Source organism: Nocardioides albertanoniae, from assembly GCF_006716315.1.
Lineage (GTDB): Bacteria > Actinomycetota > Actinomycetes > Propionibacteriales > Nocardioidaceae > Nocardioides > Nocardioides albertanoniae.
This window is the reverse complement of record NZ_VFOV01000001.1, coordinates 1,334,744-1,348,774: the sequence shown is the minus strand read 5'-3', so window position 1 is coordinate 1,348,774 and position 14,031 is coordinate 1,334,744. Positions and strand designations below refer to the sequence as shown.

At 69.9% G+C, this 14,031-nt stretch carries 12 protein-coding genes; 4 read left to right on the top strand and 8 right to left on the bottom strand.

Annotated features, from left to right (window positions below; genetic code table 11):
• Positions 1-64 precede the first annotated feature (64 nt).
• The 3 genes from FB381_RS06420 to FB381_RS06410 all read right to left on the bottom strand — a co-directional run bounded on the left by FB381_RS06420 (position 65) and on the right by FB381_RS06410 (position 4,171).
• The gene (locus FB381_RS06420; RefSeq protein WP_141779522.1) at positions 65-2,272 is read right to left on the bottom strand and encodes a DEAD/DEAH box helicase; all 2,208 of its coding nucleotides are present in this window, start codon (positions 2,270-2,272) and stop codon (positions 65-67) included.
• Positions 2,273-2,589: 317 nt separating this feature from the next.
• The gene (locus tag FB381_RS06415; RefSeq protein ID WP_141779521.1) at positions 2,590-3,291 is read right to left on the bottom strand and encodes an EcsC family protein; all 702 of its coding nucleotides are present in this window, start codon (positions 3,289-3,291) and stop codon (positions 2,590-2,592) included.
• Between the two features lie 121 nt (positions 3,292-3,412).
• Positions 3,413-4,171 (bottom strand): alpha/beta hydrolase family protein, encoded by a 759-nt coding sequence (locus tag FB381_RS06410; RefSeq protein WP_141779520.1) that lies wholly within the window; start codon positions 4,169-4,171, stop codon positions 3,413-3,415.
• A gap of 107 nt (positions 4,172-4,278) precedes the next feature.
• Between FB381_RS06410 and FB381_RS06405 the strand changes: the two genes are divergently transcribed.
• Positions 4,279-5,127, top strand: a complete 849-nt coding sequence (locus tag FB381_RS06405; RefSeq protein WP_141779519.1) for an acyl-CoA thioesterase domain-containing protein — start codon at positions 4,279-4,281, stop codon at positions 5,125-5,127.
• A 29-nt stretch (positions 5,128-5,156) separates the two neighbouring features.
• Here FB381_RS06405 and FB381_RS24445 read toward each other — a convergent pair whose 3' ends face one another.
• Positions 5,157-7,403, bottom strand: a complete 2,247-nt coding sequence (locus FB381_RS24445; RefSeq protein ID WP_141779518.1) for an Eco57I restriction-modification methylase domain-containing protein — start codon at positions 7,401-7,403, stop codon at positions 5,157-5,159.
• Between the two features lie 114 nt (positions 7,404-7,517).
• On the opposite strand from FB381_RS24445, the gene FB381_RS06395 reads away from it, so the two are divergent.
• Positions 7,518-8,633: an MGDG synthase family glycosyltransferase gene (locus FB381_RS06395; RefSeq protein ID WP_170225074.1), complete on the top strand. Its 1,116-nt coding sequence runs from the start codon at positions 7,518-7,520 to the stop codon at positions 8,631-8,633.
• Here FB381_RS06395 and FB381_RS06390 read toward each other — a convergent pair.
• From FB381_RS06390 to FB381_RS06380, 3 genes are all read right to left on the bottom strand, one after another.
• Entirely contained in the window at positions 8,630-9,535 is a 906-nt protein-coding gene (locus FB381_RS06390; RefSeq protein ID WP_246087988.1) for an amidohydrolase family protein, read from the bottom strand. The two genes, FB381_RS06395 and FB381_RS06390, sit on opposite strands and share 4 nt — an antisense overlap.
• Before the next feature lie 10 nt (positions 9,536-9,545).
• Positions 9,546-10,406 (bottom strand): RNase H family protein, encoded by an 861-nt coding sequence (locus FB381_RS06385; RefSeq protein WP_141779516.1) that lies wholly within the window; start codon positions 10,404-10,406, stop codon positions 9,546-9,548.
• 84 nt (positions 10,407-10,490) lie between these two features.
• Positions 10,491-11,069, bottom strand: coding sequence for a TetR/AcrR family transcriptional regulator (locus tag FB381_RS06380; protein WP_141779515.1), 579 nt, complete (start codon positions 11,067-11,069; stop codon positions 10,491-10,493).
• A 51-nt stretch (positions 11,070-11,120) separates the two neighbouring features.
• On the opposite strand from FB381_RS06380, the gene FB381_RS06375 reads away from it, so the two are divergent.
• Positions 11,121-11,597, top strand: a complete 477-nt coding sequence (locus tag FB381_RS06375) for a DUF4383 domain-containing protein (protein ID WP_141779514.1) — start codon at positions 11,121-11,123, stop codon at positions 11,595-11,597.
• A gap of 8 nt (positions 11,598-11,605) precedes the next feature.
• Here the strand turns inward: FB381_RS06375 and FB381_RS06370 are convergent, their stop codons facing one another.
• On the bottom strand, positions 11,606-12,640 hold the full coding sequence (locus tag FB381_RS06370) for a hypothetical protein (protein WP_141779513.1): 1,035 nt from the start codon (positions 12,638-12,640) through the stop codon (positions 11,606-11,608).
• A gap of 155 nt (positions 12,641-12,795) precedes the next feature.
• Here FB381_RS06370 and FB381_RS06365 point away from each other — a divergent pair, with 155 nt between their 5' ends.
• Positions 12,796-13,971 carry a 4-hydroxybenzoate 3-monooxygenase gene (locus FB381_RS06365; protein ID WP_141779512.1) on the top strand — a complete coding sequence of 392 codons (1,176 nt, stop codon included), beginning with the start codon at positions 12,796-12,798 and terminating at the stop codon, positions 13,969-13,971.
• The last annotated feature ends 60 nt before the right edge of the window (positions 13,972-14,031 follow it).

Here is a 14,031-nt window from a genome sequence, read left to right as displayed (position 1 = left end):
CTGCAGGTCGAGTGGGCATCAAGGTGCCCACTCGACCTGCAGGAGTGACTTCTCGACCTGTGGGTCAGGCGGCGCGGCGACCTCGGCGGCCGGCCTCACGCTTCTGGAGCGCGTCGGTGAGCAGCGAGACCAGGGCCTCGAGCTGTACGTCGGCGGAGTCGGTGACCTCTTCGTCGGAGCCGTCCAGGGCGCGGGCCGCGAGGCCGGCCTTGGAGTCGATCAGCTCGGCGATGCGGGTGTCGATGGTCTGGCTCGCGATGATCCGCCAGGCGGTGACCGGCTCGGTCTGCCCGATGCGGTGGACACGGTCGATCGCCTGGGTCTGCTCGGCGTCGGTCCAGGAGAGCTCGGCCAGGATCAGGTTGGAGGCGGCCTGAAGGTTGACACCTACGCCGGCGGCGGTGAGCGAGCAGACGATCACCTCGACCTCCGGGTCGTTGGTGAAGTCTTCGATGGCCTTCTCCCGGGCCTTGCCGGTCTGGTCACCACGGATCGTGGAGTAGCGGATGCCGCGCTCCTCGAAGAGCTTCTGCGCGGTGTCCATGACCTCGATGTGCTTGGCGAAGAAGACGACCTTGCCGACGTTGCGCGCCAGCTGGGCGGCGTAGTCGGCGGCCAGGGTCGCCTTCGCACGACCGATGCGGCGCATCATGCCGAAGACGTTCTCGCCGGTGGAGGCGTCCTGGTCCTCGCGCTCCCAGGTGGCGACGCGGCGGATCAGGTCGACGTCGAGCTCGCCCGGAGCCGGCTTGGCACCGGTCACCCGGGTCTCGATCGCGGTGTCGTAACGCTGCACCATCCGCTTGGCCAGCTCGGCCTCGGCGGCCCGGATCGAGCGACCCTCGGCGTCGTCGAGCTCGACCGGGAGGTCGGCGACGCGGCGTGCGGGGATGTCGCTGGCGACGTCGACCTTGCGCCGGCGCACGATGCCCTGGTTGACGACGACGCGTCGAGCGGCCCCGTAGAAGCTGTTGTCCTGCGGCGTCATGCCGGTCTCCTCGAGCCCCTCGAGAAGGCCGCCCCGCGGCTTGACGTCGTCGATCCAGCCGAGGAACTGCCAGATCGCCCGGAAGTCCTCGATGTCGTTGATCAGCGGGGTGCCGGTCAGCGCCATCAGAAGGGGGTTGGCAGCCCGCTCGCGGATCTTCTCCGAGAGCGCCAGCACGTGCTGGGAGCGCTGGGACGACTTGTTCTTGATGAAGTGGGCCTCGTCGACGACCATGCCCTTGAATCCGAAGTCGCCGAGCCAGCGGACGTGACGGTCGAGGATCTCGTAGTTGACCACGATGATGTCGGCGAAGCCGTCGATGTCCTCGCCGTTGCCGTGCACGACGGTGGCTTTCTTCGACGGCGTCCAGAGGCTGACCTCGCGCGCCCAGTTGGTCTTCACGACGTTGGGTACGACCACCAGCAGCGGGTAGGCGTCGGCTGCCTCCGCGGCGAGCAGAGCCTGCGCGGTCTTGCCGAGCCCGGGCTCGTCGGCCAGCAGGTAGCTGCGGTGGCCCTCGGCCGCCGAGGCGACCAGCTGGGCCTGGTGGTGCATGAGCTCGCGGGTGCCGGGCGCGTCGACGTGGCCGGGCCCGTAGGCCGGAGGCTCGGGCAGCACCATGCAGGACGGGCCGGAGTCGGCGTACTCAAAGCTCCTGAACAGCGGACCGAGCAGCTCCCAGCCGGCCAGGCGGCGGGCGTGCACCGGCGGGCGCGCGTTGGTGAAGTCGGGGGTCAGGAACGGGTTGGAGAGCTGGCGCTGGAGGACGCTGGTGGGCACCACACGCTTGTCGGGCACCACGACGACCGGGGTCTCGTCCTCCGTCTCCTCCTCGTCGTCGGGCACATCGACGCCGCCGCGGGTCATCAGCTCGTGCTTGAGGTCGAGCGCGGCGTCGGAGATCTCGGCGTCCTCGGCGAGGAGCTCGAAGAGACGCGAGTCGAGCGTCGCAGTCTTGGCGAGGATCGTGGCGATGCCGTCGAGCCGCTTGAGCTGCTCGGCGCGGCGGCCCTCGTTGAGGGTCTCGTCCTCGAGCACCCGGTGGCGCTCGTCGCGAGCCAGGAGGGCGACGACCTGGAACTTGGTGCGTACGTCAGGCATGGCCGAGCGGCGCTGAACGGAGGCCTCCACCTCGCGAACGACCTGAGCGAGGACGGGAATGATGCCCTCGTTGTCCTTGTGGACGCCCTTGCGGCGACCGTTCTGCCCGGACTTGGACCCGTTGCCGTTGTTGCGTGAACGGCCGGACCGGTTGTTGCGCCGGGTAGCGGCTCCCTGAGCCAACTGAATCCTCCTTGGGCCAACCCACGCATGAGTGGCACGTCCAAAAGCCGACCCTTATCGGCCGGTCGCCCTCCCAGGGCTCACGCAGATCGATGGCGGGCGGCTGACGACCGCGCTCAAAGAGCGGATACGCGCGATCGGCGCCTCATCGACCGGGCTGGTGACTCGTTCGGTCCCCACGACGAACGTCCACGAGCCGGGCGCTTGCAGCGAGTGTAACCCGACCCACACCTGTTCGCGGAAGTCTCGTTCCACGTTTTCTGTCAACTGATCAGACCGATCGGTCGAACAGAGGCCGCACAGAAGGCGGAGAGACCTCAGACAGAGGCCGGCCGAGTGCGGTAGAACTCGCGGGCCCGCTTGCCGAGACGGTTGGTGGCACGGTCGGAGAGGACCACGCCGAGCGGGATGTTGAGCACCGGGACGGCACGCAGCCCGACACGCCGGGCGACCCGGGCACCGACCAGCTGCATCATCGACTTGATCGCGCCGAAGGTCTTGCTCGCCGCCCAGCGCGAGGCCGCACGTACGCCGAACCGACTGCCCTTCTTGCTCGTCGCGGCCGCGCCCGTCGCGGTGGCGCCGCCGTCGAAGAGCATCTCCACACCGGCCAGCGAGAGGAACTCCTCGACGCGGGCGGGATCCTCCAGATCCTGACCGTAGGCAGCCGCGATGTGCATCACCAGACGCTGCTCGATCCACGCCAGCGCGACCAGGTCGCCCAGGATCGCGGTCGCGGCTGCCGCGGCGACCGCAGCCGGACCGCCGATCACCGCCGGCACCTCGGCGGCCGCGATCATCGCGCCACCACCGGCGCCCTGCAGCCGCGCGAGCCGACGGTGGCTCTTGATCAGGTCGTCGACGTACGCCTCGGCCTCGAAGCCGGGCTTGTTCCGGTCGGCCGCGACCTTCCTGGCGATCTCCGGACCCTGCGTGGCCACCAGGTGGCCGACCAGCACCTGCGGCGCTGCCGGGCCGGCCTTGATCAGCTCCTTGACCGGAAACTTCGGCTTGTTCATCTGCCCTCCGCGTACGTCGATGGCTTGGCGCCCCTGTGATGTCTCGAACCTATCCGAGCCGGAGCGATCGACGGTGACCGGCGACGGCACGGGCCGGTCGAAGCCTCAGTCGATCAGATACTCAGTCGATCAGATACTGGTGTGCCCACGCCGAGATGATGCGGGCCGCGCGCTGGGCCTGGCCCTTCTTGGTGAGGAGGTGGTCGGAGCCCTCCAGCGCGACGAAGGATCGCGGGTGACGTGCGGTGTTGAAGATGTCGGAGGCGTTCTCGATGCCGACGGTGGTGTCGGTGGGGCTGTGCATGACGAGCAGGGGCAGCTTGAGCTGCATGATCCGCTGCCGCAGGTCGGCGCGGCGTACGTCGTCGACGAACTCCTTGCGCAGCGTCAGCGACTTCCCGCCGGCCATCCAGTCGGCGTGTCCGTCCTCCATCACTCGCGCGAGGACCGAGTCGTAGTTGTGCTCGACGTGGGCCGGCTCGAAGGGAGCAGCGACGGTCACGACGGCATCGACGCCGACCGCGTCGGGAGCCGCGGCCAGGACCGCCGCGCCGCCGAAGGAGTGCCCGATGAGCAGCTCGGCCGGGGTGCCGCGGTCGGCCATGAAACGGGTGGCCTCGACCGTGTCGGCGACCTTGTGGGTGAACGACCCGTTGCCCCAGTCGCCCTCGGAGTCACCGAGCCCGAGGTTGTCGAAGCGCAGCATCCCCACGCCCTCGGCGGCGAGCTGCTTGCAGATCCGCGAGGCCGCCGGACAGTCCTTGCCGAGAGTGAAGCCGTGGCTGAAGACGCCCCAGCCGCGCACCTCGCCCTCGGGCTCGTCGATGAGACCGGCCAGCATCGGCCCGGACGTACTCTTGAAGGTCACCTTCTCGCTCACGCACCGGATTCTTTCAGACTCCGGCGTCCGATCCGGGACGATCCGCACTCAGCGGGCGAGGTGGGAGCAGTGAGGGCGAAGGTAGGACACGTTCTAGTATGAGCGGCATGGAACTCGCTTTCTTTCGGCGCACCGACGACGGCTTCGAGCCGACGCAGATGGCGTGCAGCATGTGGTCGCAGGACCAGATGCACGGGGTGGCCGCCAGCGGCCTGATCTCCCGCGGCCTCGAGGATCAGGTCGAGGAGCTCGGCCGCGCCGCCGAGCTGGTGCCGGCGCGCTATCACGTCGACCTGTTCCGGCCGCCGAGGATGAGGCTGACGACGATCCAGACGAGCCTCGTACGCAACGGCCCCCGCATCGCGCTGCTCGACGCCGAGATGGTCCAGGCCGACGATGACGGCGAGGAGCGGGTCGTCGCCCGCGCGACCTGCACCTACCTGCGTACGGGCGACAACCCTGCGGGCGAGGTCTGGTCGTCGTCCGGACGCGCCGCTCCCCCGCCGCTCGAGGTCGCGCCGCCGACCTCCGAGCCGCACGTGCCGTACTTCTCCTCGGAGAGCCCGTGGTCCGACGACTTCGGCCGGCACCAGAACGGCGGGCGCCACATCACCTGGCAGGTTGCGGTGCCGACCGTCGCCGGCGAACCGATGACCCCGTTCCAGACCGTCGCCTCCATCGCCGACGCCACCTCGATGGTCACCAACTGGGGCACCAACGGCGTCGAGTGGATCAACACCGACATCTCCCTCGCCCTCGCCCGACGCCCCGCCGGGATGGAGGTCGGCCTGGCTACCATCGACCACGTCGCCCACGACGGCATCTCCGTCGGCACCGCCGAGGTCTTCGACCGCGAGGGCACCATCGGCACCGCCACCGTCACCGCCCTGGCCAACGCCAAGCGCGCCGTCGACTTCACCGCCCCGGTCGTCGGCGGCCCCGCCACCTCAGTCTGACCGAGAGGTCACTCCTGCAGGTCGACACGTCACCGCGGTGACGTGTCGACCTGCAGAGGTGACTCCTCGGCCGGCGTACGTGACTCCTCGACCTGCAGGGGTGACTTCTCGGCGAGGGTGAGGTTCTGGTCGATGAGGACGGACATCAGGGTTCGCTGGCGGGCGGGGGTGAGGCCGAAGCCGGCGGGGGTCAGCTCGGGGGCGGCCAAGGACTCATCGATGCCGTGCAGACAGGCGGTGGCTCGGTTGACGTCGGCGATGGCGGTGCGCAGGGCGGCGGTGGCCGGGTCGCCGGCGGTGGGGTCGCCCACGAGGTTGAGCACGCCGGTGATGCCGAGCCGGTGCTCGTCGCCGACCCGGGCGAGGGCTGCTAGGAGAGCCTCACCGGCCGGACGGAGCGGTCCGAGATCCGGCGGGAACGGGTAGGTGGCGCGCAGTCGGGACGGGTTGTAGCGGTAGGCGGTGTTGAGCATCGTGCCACCGGCGCGCACCGCCCAGACGCGGTGGAGGTCGGAGGCCAGGAACGCGTACGCGGCCGCATCCTGCGTCGGGTAGACCACCAGGCCGTTGGAGAAGACATGGTCGGCACCGACCAGCACCGGCCAGAGATGTTTGCTGTGCTTGCTGAACGCGATGACGTGCGAGAGCCCGTCGGAGTCGCGGTAGAGCTCGTCGACAGGGCTCAGGAAGCCCCACCAACGGTCCTTGAGCTGGGGGTATTTCACGAACTGGCGGCGACGCTCGGGACGCACCCGGGTGCGCACCCGACGCGCGATCGCCGGATCCTCGGCGAGCTCGTCGAGACCGAGACCGCCGACGTCGAGCACGGACCGGGAGGCCACCGAGCCGCATGGCCTGACCAGATCCTCGCCGCTCAGATAGGGCCGCACCGTGTGCCCGAGCGGCCCACGACCCAGCGACTCCGCCTCGGCCGAGGTCAGCACGAGCGAGCGCCCGAGCACGATCGTGCCCTGATAGCCGTGCGGCAGCGGGACGTCGAGGTCGAGCGGGGCAGGCTCGGGATGCGGGAACCCGTCCTCGAGCGTGCCGGTGATGGCCGGCACCGAGCGCCCGTCGAGCCATGCGGAGGAGAGCGGCCGTGTGGTGAGCCAGATCTTGGCGAACCGCACCCCGGCTGTCGGCCATGGCGCCGACCGCTCCGCTCGAGCCACCTGCCATCCGCGTTCGAGCAGCGCACCCAGCCCGAACCGCGCCGTATCGCCCTCGCTGATCGAGTCGGTCGTGATCAGTCCGATCTCGCCACGGCTCAGCGCCGCCGCCCGGAGCAGGAAGTAGATGACGTAGTCGGCCCGCCTGGTCGTGCCGGCCGCGAGCGTGTGAGCCAGATAGTCCCTCAGCTCCTGCCCGATCGCGTCCCGCACCCGCTTGACGCCGAGGTAGGGCGGGTTGCCCACCACCACGTCGAAGCCGCCGCGTGCCATCACCTCGGGCGCGACCAGGGCCCAGTGGATCGGTCGTACGCCGGGCACCGGCAGACGCCGGCGGTCGGCCAACGCGGCGTACGCCTCCTCGAGCCGCTTCCCGGGCCGGCCACCGAGCGGCAGCGCGACCGCGACCATCGCGTCGGCGTACGCCTCCCGATCCCGTACGCCACCGGGCAGCTCGTCGACGTCGACGAGACCGACCAGCGAGTTGCCGCACAGGATGCGGCGGTCGAGGAAGGTCAGGGGCTGCGCGGGGTCTGCGCCGAGCAGCCACAGGGACAGCTTCGCGATGTCGACCGCGACCGGGTCGATGTCGGCACCGTAGATGCAGCCGGTGATGACCTCGGCCACCGGCACCTGGCATTGCGCGGCCAGATAGCGCGCGGAGGCGAGGAGGAAGACACCGGTGCCAGCGGCGATGTCGACCACGGTGGCATCGACGGCGGCGACCGGCGCCAGCGTGTGAGCGACGATCTCGTCGGCCAGCTCGGGCGGTGTGTAGTGCGCGCCGTTGTCACGCCGCGAGGAGTCCTCGAGGAGCGCCTCGTAGACATAGCCGATCTCCTCGAGACCAAGACCAGCGATTCCATCCGGATCAAGATAGTCCGACACCAGACGATCCAGTGCCGAACGATCTGGCATCGGACGATCCGGATCGCGCGAGAGCAGCAGCCCCGCCTCGTCCAGATCGCTCTCGGTGATCGGCAGACCTCGCGCCGCCGCGAAGGCCACCACCACACGGCGCATCACCGCGACCACCGCCGAGGAGCCACCGCCCAGCTCGGCGACCGCGGACCGCGCCCAGCTGTGCAGTGCCCGGGCGATGATCACAGGATGAACCTTAGAACGCCACCAGGTGCGAGGAGACGAATCGACGATGAAGAGTGATGCGCGAGGGTGCTCACGTTCACCGCGCCGTCACACCCCGCCGACAGAATCCGCCGCATGTCCATCGACTCGGAGCGGCCCGGGCCCCTCCTCCAGATCCGGCCAGGAACGGCGCCCCGCGTAGCGATCGTCTCGGCGAGCTACGGCGCCGGCCACAACTCGGCCTCCCGCGAGATCTCTCGAGCGCTGGGAGGAGCCGGCTGCGACGTCGAGATCTTCGACTTCGTCGACCTGATGCCGTGGCGCCTGGGACGCGCGCTCAAGGTCGGCTACAAGATGCAGCTGCGGATCAGCCCGGACTCCTGGGGCACCACCATGAGCCTGACCATGCCCGGTCGACCCTTCCACGAGCCGTTCACAAGACTCCTTCGCCTCTCCACGGCCAACATCGTCGAGGCCGTCCGCGGCGCGGACCTGATCATCTCGACGCACCCGTTCAGCTCCCAGGTCATCGGCCACCTCCGCACCACCGGCGCCGTCACGGTGCCGACGGTCACCTACCTCACCGACGCCGCAGTCCCAGCCCTGTGGATCCACCCCGGCATCGACCTCAACCTCGCCATCCACGAGGTCGCGGCCCGCGAGGCCCGCGCGCTCGGCGGCAGCACAGCCGTGGTGCAGCCGCTCGTCCCGCCAGGGGCGGCGTACGTCCCGGGGAAGACATTTCCCGACCCGTTGGCGGGGCTGGGCCTCATCGGCCCGCGCGCGCTGGTCACCGGCGGCTCGCTCGGCGCGGGCGCTCTGGAGCAGACCGCCCGCGACATCCTCGAGCACAGCGACATGACGCCGGTGGTGCTCTGTGCGACCGACCCCTGCCTCAAGCGACGCCTGGAGCGCATCCCGGGTGTCGTGGCGCTCGGCTGGCGCACCGACGTACGCGCCCTGATGGCGACCAGCGACTGCGTCGTGCAGAACGCCGGCGGCTTCACCTCGCTCGAGGCGCTCGCCTCCGGCACACCGGTGATCACCTACCGGTCGATCTCGGGTCACGGCGCCGCCAACTCGGTCAACCTCGACCGCGCCGGGCTGGTGCCCTGGGCCCGCGACGAGATCGAGCTCGCCAAGCATCTCGTCGTCGCCGCCGACTCACCCAGGTTCAACCGGCTCGCTCTCGGGGTGCCCGACATCGTCGGGATCCTCACCGGCACCCGCGACGCGACCGCCGTCGCCTAGGCGAACAAGCGCGCCGCGTTGTCGTGGAGGACCCCGCGCGCCCACTCCTCACCCAGCCCGAGGCCGAGGACCGCGTCGACCGCCTCCAGATAGGGGTAGGGGATGTTGGGGAAGTCGCTGCCGAACATCACCCGCTCCCCCAGCTCCTTCAACCGCGGCAGCTCCGCACGCGGGAACGGCGCCGTCTCCTCGGTGAAGGCGGTGAAAGCCATGGTCGTGTCGAGGTGCACCCCGTCATAGCGCTCCACCAGGTCCAGGAACCGGGAGTAGTCCGGGAGCCCCATGTGGGCGACGATCAGCACGAGGTCGGGATAGCGCGCGAGCAGCGCCTCCATGCCCGTCGGTCCGGTGAACTGCCCCGGCGCGGGCCCGTGGCCGGAGTGGATCACCAGCGGCGTACGCGACTCGGTGAGCACCTCCCAGACGGGGTCGAGCAGCGGCGAGTTGGGGTCGTAGTCACCGACCTGGACGTGCGCCTTGAAGATCTGCGCCCCGGCCTCGATCGCCTCACGCACGTAGTCGCCGGCACCCGGCTCGGGATAGAACGTCGCCGAGCGGAGGCAGTCGGGCTTGTCCGCCGCGAACTCGGCACCCCACTGGTTGAGCCATGCCGCCATGCCGGGTTTGTGCGGGTAGGTGAGCGCCGAGAAACGACGTACGCCGAGACCTCGCAGCGCCCGAAGCCGCTCCTCCTCCGAGTGCCGATAGGCGATCGGCCACGGCCGGCCGAGCAGCGGCCCGGCAGAGTCGAAGTAGGCCCACACCTTCTCGAGCATCCGAGCGGGCAGGAAGTGCGTGTGTACGTCGAAGATGCCCTCGAGCCCCAGGGCATCGAGCCGGGCGCGGATCTGCGCGGGCTCGTCGGGCGCGATGGTGACCTCTGACAGGGTGTGCTCACTCACGACCGCGAACCTATCGGGCAGATGCGACCGGCGAAGAGAAGGTCTCCGCGATCGCGAGCGCCCGCCCCGGAATCTCGTCGGCGGTCAGGCCCCAGGTGCCCTCGGCGAAGCGCCGAGCCAGCTTGGCCAACGAGTCGGCACCCTCGTTGAGCGCCTCGCCGACATGGCCGCGCACCCACTCGAACGAGAGCCGCTCGGACTCTCGGCACAGCTCGTCGTGCATCCGGTTGAGCCCGGCGAGCTCGGCGCGATGCTCGGTCTCGTAGCCCTTCGGCATCGACATCTCGCCCCCGAGCCAGTCGTGGATCAGGGCGAGCGCCACCCGGGAGTCGGTCCGGATCGTCAGGTCGCGCCTCGGCAGCGCGCGTACGGCCTCCGCGATTGCCTGCAGCTCGGAGAGCACCACCAACGAGTGCGGATCACGGATCCGCGCGTTGGGCACCTGCCGCCCGAAGCCGTGCTGTCCGTCGCCGGCGAGCCAGCCCCACCCGATGAAGCCTCGATGGGCCGAGCCGTCGGTCGCCACGACCAGCGGCTGCAGCGGCCCGGAGCGGTGGACGGCGAGCGCTTCGACGGCCGCCGCCCGGATGTCGGCGTCGTCGTCGGTGAACGGCACCACCGCGACGCCGGGATAGGCGTGGGCGATCTCGTCGGTCAGCATCCAGAAGCGCGCGTTGGACGGCAGCGCGACCACGACCTGCACCGGGTCGAGCGACTTCAGCGACCCGTAGGCGGCTCCGAGCGCCGCGATGATCGCGTCCTCGATCCCGCGGGCGTCGAGCGATCCGGCTGCCTGCATGTCGGGTCCGACCAGGACCCAGTCCCACTCCCCCTCGTCATGACGTTCTTTGACGATGATGAAGCAACGCAATGCCGACCTCCTGACTCGCCCGAACAAGCCAGCTGTGACGTTACCCCACGGGCCCGAATGTCTAGACCAGTGCCCGACCGCTGATCACGGAAGTGCCTCGAGCGCCTCCCGCACCGATGCCTGTACGTTGCGGCCGGCCGCCTCGAGCGGCTCGGTGGAGCGCAGCGCGCGGGCCAGCACGAAGGCTCCTTCGAGACTCGTGACGAAGCCGATGATGAGACGTCGGGAGACCTCGGGCGTGAACCCGTGCTGCTCGAGCGAGCGGGCACCGGTCTCGATCCAGTCCGTGAACGCATCGGCCGTGGCGACCCGCAGGGTCTCGTTGGTGCTCGCGACCTCGAGCGCGACGGTGGCGATCGGGCAGGCGTCGGCATAGTCGGTCGCGACGAGCACGTCTCCGGCAGCGGTGAAGGCGGTCGCGACGCTGTCGAGCAGGTCGTCGGGGCCGGTGAAGAAGGCGAGCACGAGGTCGCGGTACTCCGCACCGGCCCGACGGATCGTCTCCCCGGCCAGGTCGTCCTTGCCCCCGGGGAAGAAGTGGTAGATCGACCCGAACGGCGCCTTGGCCACCGCGGCGATCTGCTTCAGGCCGGTGCCGGACATGCCCTGACGACGGAACAGCTCCGTGCTGGCATCAAGGATTCGCGTACGCGTGCTGGTCATCGGCCCTCTATTTCGGTAGCGCCCGTCGGACTGCAGGTCTATGGTCAATATATGACTAGAACGATCTATCAAGAAACGCAGGTGGCGACGGCGAGCTGGACGTTCGTCCAGTGGGCGGTCCTGGTGATCTGCACGGTCAACATCGTGTGGTCGGCCGCCGGGTTCGCCGCCGAGCCGAGCTTCGCGGTCGGCCACCATGCGCCGACACAGAAGGTGCTGGCGATGGACTTCAACGGCTGGCACGCGATCTCCGGCATCGCGATGTTCGCGCCCGGCCTGTTCCTGTGCCGCCGCACCTCGTGGTCGGTGCTCTACCTCTTCGGCGCCTCCCTCGCCGCCGTCGTCCCGGGGATCTGGGCGCTCTTCTCGCCGCGGGTGCTGTGGGTGCTGCACATGCCCGACCACGTCACCGACGCGGTGATCCACTTCGCCATCGCCGCCGTCATGATCGCGGTCGCGCTCGTGCAGATCCGGCGAGACGGCGGCTGGGCCGCCACGATGGCCGACCTCCGCGCCCAGCCGAGGTAGTCCGGCAACTACCTCTTCGGTCGACGCGGGGTCGTGATCATGCGTACGACACCCGCGATCACGGCGCACACGACCGAGACCACGACCAGCGTCACGACCTGGGCAACACCCTCCCGGCCACGCAGCCCACCGTCGATCGCCGACATGAACACCGCGATCGCCAGCGGGCCGATCACCAGCAACGCCACGGTGATGCCGATGACCTTGAGCGCACCCATCGTCCGCAGGCCAGCATCGTCGGCGACGTGCCGCTGCGGGATCGGGATCCCCGACGCGTTCGCCTTCTCCGCGCCACGACCACGGCCTCGACGGCGGTCTCGCGAGACCTCCGCCAGCCGCTCTGCCAGCTGCTGCGCCAAGCCGAACGCCTCCGCCATCCGGAGCGGATCCTTCGGACGGAGCTCGCGGCGGCCGAAGACGGTCAGCTCGGAGCCCGAGATCTCGAGCGAGTAGGCGCCCGCGAAGCTTCGCAGCCGCTCGTCGAGCTCCGGAGTGACGACCTCCGCCCTCATCCCGGCTCTGATCGAGAAGCCCATCTTCACCCGCAAGAAGAGCCGCCGCTCCGGGTAGGCCGCGGACCCGGGATCCTCGACACCGTCGGCAGCGCGGGCCGCCCCGCCCAGCGGCCACAGATCCCCCACCTCGACGAACGTCTCACCGCGGGTGCGAACGCTGTGCAGCACCAGGTGCGAGCCGTCGGCGAAGAGCGAGCCGGCGTAGGAGGTCGCCGTCGTGCCATGGATCGCCTCCAGGCCGTTGGCCCGCGCGAACGCACTCACCGATCCACCTCGACCGGCCTGACGCAGACCATCGGCAGCCGCCAGCACCCCGCACGGGACGAGGAAGCCGAGACAGAACCAGCCGAACTCCCCCACGTGCCCGGTGATCAGCTGCACCAGGAACACCGCCAGCCCCGCGGCGGTGAGCAGCACACTGACAGTCATCCCGAGCAGATACAGGTTGTTGCCCGCGATCGCCGCCAGTCGCGCCCGGAGGCCCACTCGTCGGCCCAGCGGCGTGTAGTCGAGACTGCGAGACGGCAACGGCTTCTCCTCGGTTCGGCTCGTCCCTGACCACAGAGCCCGTCGATGACCGTCAGGGTACGACGCGCGCGGACCCGGCCGGGCCGTCATCGTGCATTCCGCTGAGCGGAAGTTCGGGCTGGCCGGTGCGGCCGGAGGAGGAGTTGACTCCCCCCATGGCTGCAGAACGTACTCAGGTCGTGATCGTCGGCGCCGGACCCGCGGGGATGCTGCTCAGTCATCTCCTCGCCGCCGACGGCGTCGAGTCGGTGGTGGTGGAGACCCGGAGCGAGGCGTACGTCGCCGCCCGGATCCGTGCCGGGATCCTGGAGCAGTCGAGCGTCGACCTGCTCACCGAGGTCGGCCTCGGTGACCGACTCGCCCGCGAGGCCGACAGGCATCGCGGGATCTATCTGCAGTGGCCCGAGGAGCGCCATCACCTCGACTTCGTCGACCTGGTCGGCCGTGCGGTCTATGTCTACGGCCAGACCGAGGTGCAGAGGGACCTCATCGATGCGCGACGGGCCGCAGGGCAGGTGGTCCACTACGAGGTCAGCGACACCGCGCTGCACGACATCGAGTCCGAGCGGCCGTCGGTCACCTTCACCGACGCAGAGGGTCGCCCCCGGCAGGTGGTCGCCGACGCGATCGTCGGCTGCGACGGCTCCTTCGGCCCCAGCCGCGCCGCGATCCCGGCGCGGGAGAGCTGGGAGCGCACCTACCCCTACAGCTGGTTCGGCATCCTCGCCGACGTAGCGCCCTCGACCGACGAGCTGATCTACGCGTGGCATCCCGACGGCTTCGCGCTGCACTCGATGCGCTCGGAGAAGGTCTCGCGCTTCTACCTCCAGGTGCCCAACGGCACCGACCCGGCCACCTGGTCCGACGACCAGATCTGGGACGCGCTCGCCGCCCGCCTCGGGCACGGCCAGAACGGCTGGTCGCTCCAGCCCGGCCCGATCACCGACCGCAGCGTGCTCCCGATGCGCTCGCACGTCTCCACGCCGATGCGCCACGGCCGGCTCTTCCTGGCCGGCGACGCCGCGCACATCGTTCCGCCGACCGGCGCGAAGGGCCTCAACCTGGCCGTCGCCGACGTCGCCCTGCTCGCGCCGGCGCTCACCGCTCTCCTCGCGGGCGACTCGCGCCTGGCCGACGGCTACTCGGAGACCGCACTGCGCCGGGTCTGGCGCTGCACGCACTTCTCCTGGTGGATGACCACGATGCTGCACACCGCGGAGGATCCGTTCGACGCCCAGCTCCAGCTCTCCCAGCTGCGCTGGGTGACCTCGAGCCGGCACGCCGCGGCGGGCCTGGCGGAGAACTACGCCGGCCTGCCGATCGGCTTCTGAGTGGCCCGCTCTTGCCCGATCGGCCGCAGGCATGTTTAGGTAAGCCTTACCTAAACATGG

Coding starts and splice junctions, on each gene's coding strand:
- FB381_RS06415 (WP_141779521.1), bottom strand. CDS start 3,291: ATGAACAAGCCGAAGTTTCCGGTCAAGGAGCTGATCAAGGCCGGCCCG.
- FB381_RS06405 (WP_141779519.1), top strand. CDS start 4,279: ATGGAACTCGCTTTCTTTCGGCGCACCGACGACGGCTTCGAGCCGACG.
- FB381_RS06395 (WP_170225074.1), top strand. CDS start 7,518: ATGTCCATCGACTCGGAGCGGCCCGGGCCCCTCCTCCAGATCCGGCCA.
- FB381_RS06380 (WP_141779515.1), bottom strand. CDS start 11,069: ATGACCAGCACGCGTACGCGAATCCTTGATGCCAGCACGGAGCTGTTC.
- FB381_RS06375 (WP_141779514.1), top strand. CDS start 11,121: ATGACTAGAACGATCTATCAAGAAACGCAGGTGGCGACGGCGAGCTGG.
- FB381_RS06365 (WP_141779512.1), top strand. CDS start 12,796: ATGGCTGCAGAACGTACTCAGGTCGTGATCGTCGGCGCCGGACCCGCG.